Source organism: Streptomyces adustus, assembly GCF_009377175.1.
GTDB classification, from domain to species: Bacteria; Actinomycetota; Actinomycetes; order Streptomycetales; family Streptomycetaceae; genus Streptomyces; species Streptomyces adustus.
Genome location: NZ_VJZD01000343.1, coordinates 1 through 8,015, shown reverse-complemented (window position 1 = coordinate 8,015; position 8,015 = coordinate 1). Strand labels below are relative to the sequence as shown.

Below are 8,015 nucleotides of genomic sequence, written 5' to 3'. Positions count from 1 at the left end.
GCCCGGGCGGCGGGTTCGGTGCGCCGCCCGGGCCGTGCACGGCGGCGGTGAACGGGGCCTCGGGGCGCGCGGGCCGAGTGCGCTCGTCGTCCGGAGTCATCGCAGGCTGCACCCTCTCGTCAGAAGCTGCTGCGTGGCGCCGCCGTCGGCGGACGCGGGCTTGGTGGTGGCCTGTACGGACCAGTAGCAGCCGCCGCCCTGGAACGTGTGGTCGACGGCGATCGTGTACTGCGTCGCACCGCTGCGCTCGAAGGCCTGGGACGCGCCGTCCGGGGTGCCGAGTTGACCGCTCGTGGCGCCGGTGTACCAGGAGACGACGAGGGTCAGGGGCCCGGTGCCGTCCGTGGTGACGGTGACCGTGGCCGTGCCCGTGCTGGGACCCGTCTGCCGGAATCCGGAGAGGGTGACGGCCTTGACGGCCGGTGCGCCGGGCGTCGAGGGCGAGGCGGGCGCGCTGGGGGTGGCGGACACCGTGGGCGGTGCGGCCGTCGGCGTGGCCGTGGTCGTCGCCGGGCCGGTCGGCGGGTCCACCGATGCCGGACTCGAAGCGGCCGTCGCCGACGGACCGCCGGGGGTCGTGGTCCCGCTTCCTGACGGCGAGGGGCTGGGCGATCCGGAGGGGTCGGCCGACCCGGACGGGGCGGCCGACGTACCGGCGGCGGGTGTCGCTCCGGGCTCCGTTCCGGGCCCCGCACTGGTCGTGGCCAGGGCCTCGGCGGCCCGCTCGCCCGCCGGAGCGCCGCCGAACGGCACACCGCGGGCCAGCAGGACGAGCAGGAGTGCGACGACGGCGGACACCAGGACGCCCGGGAGCGTGGGCCGCCACACGTGTCCTCGTCCGGTGCCGAGGCCCGGTGCCCGCAACCAGCCGCGCCGCAGGACGGTGCGGGCGGTGTCCGTGGTGGACAGCCGTCCGGTACGGGCCGGCGGACGCAGCAGCGTCAGCAGGGCCACCAGTGAGGCGAGCCGGCTGCGACCGCGCTCCTCCCAGTCCGGGCCGTAGCCGTGGACGGCGGCCGCCTCCAGTTCGCCGACGAAGGCCTCGGCGTCGGCGGGCCGCTGCTCGGCCGACTTGGCCAGGCCCTGACGGACCAGTGACCGTACGGACTCGGGGACCTCGTCGTAGGGGACGGGCGCGTCGAGGTGGCGCAGCGCGAGTTCGGCGAGGTTGTCGCCCGCGTACGGCTTGCGGCCCGTCAGGCACTCGAAGAAGGTCGCCGTGGCCGCGTAGACGTCACCGGCGGGGGAGGCGGGGGCGCCGGTCCACTGTTCGGGAGCCATGTAGGACGGCGTCCCGGCCACACCGGCGCTCTCGCCCGTGCTCACCGCGATGCCGAAGTCGACCAGCTTCGAGGTGCCGTCCGGCAGGACCAGGACGTTCTCCGGCTTGTAGTCGCGATGGACCACGCCGATCCGGTGCGCGTCGGCCAGGCCGAGCAGCGAGCCCTTGAGGACGACGAGCGCGGCCTCGGGGGTGAGCGGTCCCTCCCGCTTGAGCAGGGCTCGGAGGGAGACCCCGTCCACCAGTTCCATCACGATGGCGGCACCGTCGGGGCTCTCGACGTACTCGTACAGCCCGGTGACGTACGGGCTGTCCAGGCCGGCCAGCAGCCGGGCCTCCGCCCGGAAGCCGCTGACGAAGCCGGGGCGGGTGTACAGCGACTCGCTGAGGTACTTCACCGCGACCGCGATGCCGGTGTCCCGGTGCACGGCCAGGACGACCCGTCCGCTGGCACCGGAGCCGAGCTCCAGCGACTCGGTGTATCCGGGAACCGTCCATGTGCTCATCCGTATCCCCCCAGGACCCGTCGTGGTCCCGGCACATCACCGCGTCGGATGTCGCCGGCCACGGGATGACAGACACCCCTGCGGCCGCTGCGGTTGCGGCGAAGCTGCGTGTGTCGCGCACGTATCGGCGTGCCACCGGGACGGGGCGGTCACCCCCGTTCCGGCCGCGCTCAGTTCGACAGCAGTGCCGACAGCTGGGGGGAGTACGTCGCGTGCAGGACCAGCGCGGCGCTGCCCACGACCGCGGCGTCCGTGCCCAGCGGGGAGGCGGCGACCTCCACCGTGCGGATGTGGCGGGCCAGCGGTCTGCTCGCCAGCGCCGAGGCGACGATGTCCAGGTAGCGCGACTCCACGTGCTGGATGCCGTGACCGCCCAGGATGATCAGATCCACGTCGATGAAGTTGGCGATGGTGACCGCGACCGTGGCGACGTGTCCCGCGGCCTCGTCGACGACCTCCGTCGCGACGGGGTCGCCGGCCCCCGCCGCGAGCTGGATCGCGGCATGGTCGACGGAGGCGGGATCCCGTTCGAACGATTGCGAGAGCGTACTGTCGGCGCGGGGTCCGGCGGCGAGTCTGCGGTGTACCTCGGCGACGATCGCGGAGGGGTTGACCAGGCGCTCCAGGCAGCCCCGGTTGCCGCAGTAGCACTCCGGCCCGTCGGTCAGCACGGAGGAGTGGCCGAACTCGCCCGCGTTGAACGAGCCTCCCCTGTACACCTGGTGATTGAGGATCAGACCGCCGCCGATGCCGGTGCCGAGGTAGAGATAGGCGAAGTTCGCGACGCCCTTGCCGAGGCCGGACCAGCGTTCGCCGATCGCCGCGGCGGTGGCGTCGTTGTCCAGCGTCACCGGCAGACCGGTGGCCTCGCTCAGCATGCTTTGCAGGGGCACCCGGGTCCAGTGCACGAGCTGCGGGGGCGTGACGATCACGCCGAGCTCCTGGTCGATCGGCCCCGGTGTGGCCAGGCCCAGCCCGAGCACCTTCTCGCGGGGCACCTTCGCCTCGTCGAGCACGTCGGCGACCAGTTCGGCCATGGCCGACACGACATGCGCCGGGTCGGTGCGGGCGGGCGTGGGGCGCCGCTGGACGACCAGCGGGCGGCCCAGCAGGTCGACCACGGCACAGGTGAGCTCGACCGGGTCGAAGGCGAGCCCGACGGCGCTGCCCGCGTCGGCGTTGACCCGCAGGGTGGTGCGGGGTTTGCCGCCGCTGGCGACCCGGCTGGCCCCGTCCTCCCGCACGATCCCCTCGTCGAGCAGTCGGCGCACGATGCCGGAGACCGTCTGCGGGGTGAGGCCGGTCTGCTGGGCGATCTCGACCCGGCTGATGCCGTCCGCGAGCTGGATCTGGTCGAGGACCACCGCTCTGTTGTATCGCCCGACCTTGGGGAGGTTTGTTCCTGCTTGCCGCACGCATCGTCCTCTCATGTTCCAGCTCGTCGACGATACCGCCGCCGGGGCGTTGACTTAGTAAAACAAATGGATTTAAAGTCCGGGACCGCAGCAGAAACACGCAGGACCTGGAGGCACGAGGCAGTGCCATCGGAGGCAAGTTGATGTCCACGAAATGTCGCATCCCGCTACGCCGGGACCCGCGTGCTCGTCGCGGTCTCCGCGGCGCGGGGCCCGGCTCATGACCCGGCCCCCGACCCTTCTGGAGATGCGGTCGATCACCAAGACGTTCCCGGGCGTGAGGGCTCTCGCGGACGTCAGTCTGGTGGTCGCGGAGGGGGAGATCCACGCGATCTGCGGCGAGAACGGCGCCGGCAAGTCCACCCTCATGAAGGTCCTCAGCGGCGTGCACCCGCACGGCAGCTACACGGGCGACATCGTCTACCGGGGCGAGAACGTCCAGTTCCACGACATCCGCGCCAGCGAGCAGGCCGGCATCGTCATCATCCACCAGGAACTGGCGCTGGTCCCCGGCATGTCGATCACCGAGAACCTGTTTCTCGGCAACGAACCGCGCAGGCGCGGCTCGATCGACTGGAAGACCGCGCAACGCCGGGCCCTGGAACTGATGGAGCAGGTCGGGCTGCACGAGGACCCGGACACGCTGATCAAGGACATCGGCGTCGGCAAGCAGCAACTCGTCGAGATCGCCAAGGCGTTCGCCAAGGACGTGAAGCTGCTCATCCTCGACGAGCCGACCGCCGCCCTCAACGAGGCGGACTCGCAGCATCTGCTGGACCTGCTGCGCGGCTTCCGGGAGCGGGGCATCACCTCGATCATCATCTCGCACAAGCTCAACGAGATCGAGGCGGTCGCCGACACCATCACCATCCTGCGGGACGGCCGGACGATCGAGAGCCTGGACGTGCGGGCCGACGGCGTCAACGAGGACCGCATCGTGCAGGGCATGGTGGGCCGGGAGCTCAACAGCCGGTTCCCCGACCACACGCCCGACATCGGCGAGGTGTTCTTCGAGGTCCGCGACTGGACGGTGAAGCACCCGAGTTCGGAGGACCGGCTCGTGTGCAAGGGGTCCGGTTTCACCGTACGGCGCGGTGAGATCGTCGGCTTCGCCGGACTCATGGGCGCGGGCCGCACCGAACTCGCGATGAGCCTGTTCGGCCGCTCCTACGGTCACTACGTCTCCGGGCAGGTCTTCAAGGACGGCCGGGAGATCCAGCTGAAGTCGGTGCCGGACGCCATCAGGAACGGGCTCGCGTACGTCAGCGAGGACCGCAAGTCGATCGGCCTGAACCTGCTGGACGACATCAAGACCTCGATGGTGGCCGCCAAGCTGTCGAAGATCGCCCGCCGCCGGGTCGTCGACCCGGTGCGCGAGCACCGCGTCGCCGAGGAGTACCGGCAGAGCCTGCGGATCAAGACGCCCAGTGTCGACGAGGGCGTGGTGAAGCTCTCCGGCGGCAACCAGCAGAAGGTGGTCCTCGCGAAGTGGATGTTCACCGATCCCGATCTGCTGATCCTCGACGAGCCGACCCGCGGGATCGACGTGGGCGCCAAGTACGAGATCTACGGGATCATCCAGCGCCTGGTCGACCAGGGCAAGGGCGTCATCGTCATCTCCTCCGAGCTGCCCGAGCTCATCGGACTGTGCGACCGCATCTACACGGTGTTCGAAGGCGCCATCACCGGTGAGGTGACCCGGCAGGACGCGAACCCGGAACTCCTGATGAAGAAGATGACCTCTCTCACGAAGACAGCGACCCCATGAGCCGCATCACAGACCTTCAGAAGAACCTCTTCGGAGGTACGACCTCCAACGCCCGCCAGTTCGGGATGATCTCCACGCTCGTGGCGATCGTCCTGCTGTTCCAGATCTGGACCGGCGGACTGACCCTGACCTCCGGCAACCTCATCGCCGTGGTCAGCCAGTACTCCTACATCCTGATCCTGGCCATCGGCATGCTGATGGTGATCGTGGCCGGCCACATCGACCTCTCCGTGGGCTCGGTCGCCGCGTTCACCGGCATCGTGGTCGCCAAGGCGATGCAGGAGTACTCGATACCGTGGCCCCTGGGCATCGTGCTCGGCCTGCTCGTCGGCGCGGTGATCGGTGCCTGGCAGGGATTCTGGGTCGCCTACGTGGGGGTGCCCGCGTTCATCGTCACCCTGGCCGGCATGCTGCTCTTCCGCGGCGGCAACCAGTACATCGGCAACGCCGACACCGTGCCCGTGCCGCTCGGCTTCCGTGACATCGGCGCCGGGTTCCTGCCCGAGGTCGGTCCGGACACCGGCTACAACAACCTGACCCTGCTGCTCGGCCTCCTCGCCTGCCTGGGTGTGGTGGCGCGGGAGTTCAAGGCACGGCAGACCCGGCGCGAGATGAACGCCGACGCCGCTCCGCTGTGGGTGACCGGGATCCGGCTGGCGGTCATGGTGGGCGTCATCGTCTTCGCGACGCTGCGCTTCGCCGGCGGCCGCATCGGCACCAGCGTGCCGATCTCCGGCATCATCCTGATCGTCCTGGTGCTCGCCTACTCGTACTACACGCGCAACACCATCGGCGGCCGGCACATCTACGCCGTCGGCGGCAACGCCCGCGCGGCCGAGCTGTCCGGTGTGAAGCTCAAGCGGGTCAACTTCCTCGTCATGATGAACATGTCCGTCCTCGCCGCACTGGCAGGCATGATCTTCGTGGCGCGGTCCGCCGCCTCCGGCCCGCAGGACGGACTGAGCTGGGAGCTCGACGCCATCGCGGCCGTCTTCATCGGCGGTGCGGCGGTCTCCGGCGGTCTCGGCACCATCAGCGGTTCCATCGTCGGTGGTCTCGTCATGGCCCTGCTCAACAACGGACTTCAGCTCGAGGGCGTCGGCTCCGACATGGTCCAGATCATCAAGGGCCTGGTCCTGCTGCTCGCCGTCGCGTTCGACGTCTACAGCAAGAAGCAGGGGCGCTTCTCGATCATCGGAGCGCTGGCCCGCCCCTTCCAGCGCGACCAGGCGGACACCTCCGCCGAGCCGCCGAAGACGGCCACCGACACCGACACCGACAAGGCGCAGGTCGCAGGCTGAACGCCGAGTCCGCACCCCGTACGCCGTCCACCGCGGCGTTCCACTCACCCCGTACCACCGCAAGAAAGGCTCATCCCACCATGCGCAGAGGCATCATCAGAGGCATCGCCGCCATCGGCGCCGTCGCACTGCTCGGCCTGGGCACGGCGTGCTCCAACGAGCGCGAGGGTTCCTCCTCGGACAAGGGCGCCGCCGCCAAGGGATTCGCGAAGGACTCCCTCATCGGGGTCGCGCTGCCCGCGAAGACCTCGGAGAACTGGGTGCTCGCCGGTGACCTGTTCACCAACGGCCTCAAGGACGCCGGCTTCAAGGCCGACGTGCAGTACGCGGGCGCCTCGACCACGGTCGCCGACCAGCAGGCGCAGATCTCCTCGATGGTGACCAAGGGCGCGAAGGTCATCGTGATCGGCGCGACCGACGCCTCGCAGCTCTCCACCCAGGTGGCCGCGGCCAAGCAGGCGGGCGCGACCGTCATCGCCTACGACCGCCTCATCACCAACACGCCCGACCTCGACTACTACATCGCGTTCGACAACTACAAGGTCGGCCAGCTCCAGGGCCAGGCCCTGATCGACGGCATGAAGGCGAAGAAGCCGAAGGGCCCCTGGACGATCGAGCTGTTCTCCGGCTCGCCGGACGACAACAACTCCAAGGTCTTCTTCGACGGCGCGATGAACGTGCTCCAGCCCCTGATCGACAAGGGCGACATCGTTGTCGGCTCGGGCCAGAAGGACATCAAGCAGACCGCGATCCAGGGCTGGAAGGCGGAGAACGCCCAGTCGCGCATGGACGGGCTGCTGACCTCGACCTACGGTTCCAAGAAGCTGGACGGCGTCCTGTCGCCGAACGACACCCTCGCCCGCGCGATCATCACCTCGGTCAAGGGCGCCGGCAAGCCGGTCCCGGTCGTCACCGGCCAGGACTCCGAGGTCGAGTCGGTCAAGTCCATCATGGCCGGTGAGCAGTACTCGACCATCAACAAGGACACCCGCAAGCTCGTCGCCGAGACCATCAACATGGTCACGTCCCTCCAGAAGGGCGACAAGCCGCAGATCAACGACACCAAGTCGTACAACAACGGCTCCAAGGTCATCCCGTCGTACCTGCTCCCGCCGGTCATCGTGACCAAGGAGAACGCGGCCGAGGCCTACGCCAACGACCCCAAGCTGTCCCCCCTCACCAAGTAGGACGTCCCGCCCACGCCGCTGCCCCGTCCCCGGTCCCCGGGCGCGGGGCAGCGGCGCGCCCGGGCGGCGGCGTACTCCGTCGCGCGGACGGACGCATCCGGTCAGCGTGGCCCGCATCCGGCGGGGCGGCCCGGCGGGAAGATCGGTCGAGGAGACCGGTCGAGGAGGCCGCGCACGGGCGTGCGCGGCGGTCGGCGCGGGCCGGGGGACGGCCGCGGCGCCGGATCTCATGGCCCCGTCGAGCGAGGAGAGTGCCCATGGCCGCCACCCGCGGCGTACCGGATGTGCTGGTGGTCGGCGCGGGCCCGGCCGGTCTGGCCTGTGCCCGCGACCTGCTGGCGGGCGGACTCGACGTCACGGTCCTGGAGGCGTCCGACGAGGTCGGCGGCCGGATGCGCTCCGACCGGCACGAGGGCTTCGTCGTCGACCGCGGCTTCCAGGTCTTCAACACCTCCTACCCGCAGGTGCGCCGCAGGCTCGCGCTGCGCGCCCTGCGGCTGAGGCCCTTCACCCCGGGCATCCTGGTGCACACGGACGACGGACCGCTGCGCTTCAG

The 8,015-nt window shown here is 70.1% G+C and carries 6 protein-coding genes; 4 read left to right on the top strand and 2 right to left on the bottom strand.

The features are described from left to right. Window positions 1-96: 96 nt before the first annotated feature. The gene (locus FNH09_RS42600) at window positions 97-1,788 is read right to left on the bottom strand and encodes a serine/threonine-protein kinase (protein WP_152895232.1); all 1,692 of its coding nucleotides are present in this window, start codon (window positions 1,786-1,788) and stop codon (window positions 97-99) included. A 170-nt stretch (window positions 1,789-1,958) separates the two neighbouring features. Further along, complete coding sequence (locus FNH09_RS42595; RefSeq protein WP_338017851.1) at window positions 1,959-3,152, bottom strand: ROK family transcriptional regulator; 1,194 nt, start codon at window positions 3,150-3,152, stop codon at window positions 1,959-1,961. A 271-nt stretch (window positions 3,153-3,423) separates the two neighbouring features. Here FNH09_RS42595 and mmsA point away from each other — a divergent pair, with 271 nt between their 5' ends. The 4 genes from mmsA to FNH09_RS42575 all read left to right on the top strand — a co-directional run. Then, the gene (gene mmsA / locus FNH09_RS42590) at window positions 3,424-4,971 is read left to right on the top strand and encodes a multiple monosaccharide ABC transporter ATP-binding protein (protein WP_152895230.1); all 1,548 of its coding nucleotides are present in this window, start codon (window positions 3,424-3,426) and stop codon (window positions 4,969-4,971) included. Next, the gene (gene mmsB, locus FNH09_RS42585; RefSeq protein WP_152895229.1) at window positions 4,968-6,272 is read left to right on the top strand and encodes a multiple monosaccharide ABC transporter permease; all 1,305 of its coding nucleotides are present in this window, start codon (window positions 4,968-4,970) and stop codon (window positions 6,270-6,272) included. The genes mmsA and mmsB overlap by 4 nt, the downstream gene beginning before the upstream one ends. 80 nt (window positions 6,273-6,352) lie before the next feature. After that, window positions 6,353-7,459, top strand: a complete 1,107-nt coding sequence (locus FNH09_RS42580) for a substrate-binding domain-containing protein (protein WP_152895228.1) — start codon at window positions 6,353-6,355, stop codon at window positions 7,457-7,459. A gap of 257 nt (window positions 7,460-7,716) precedes the next feature. Next, window positions 7,717-8,015 (top strand): FAD-dependent oxidoreductase (locus FNH09_RS42575; RefSeq protein WP_152895227.1); only part of this gene is annotated, 299 nt, incomplete at its 3' end.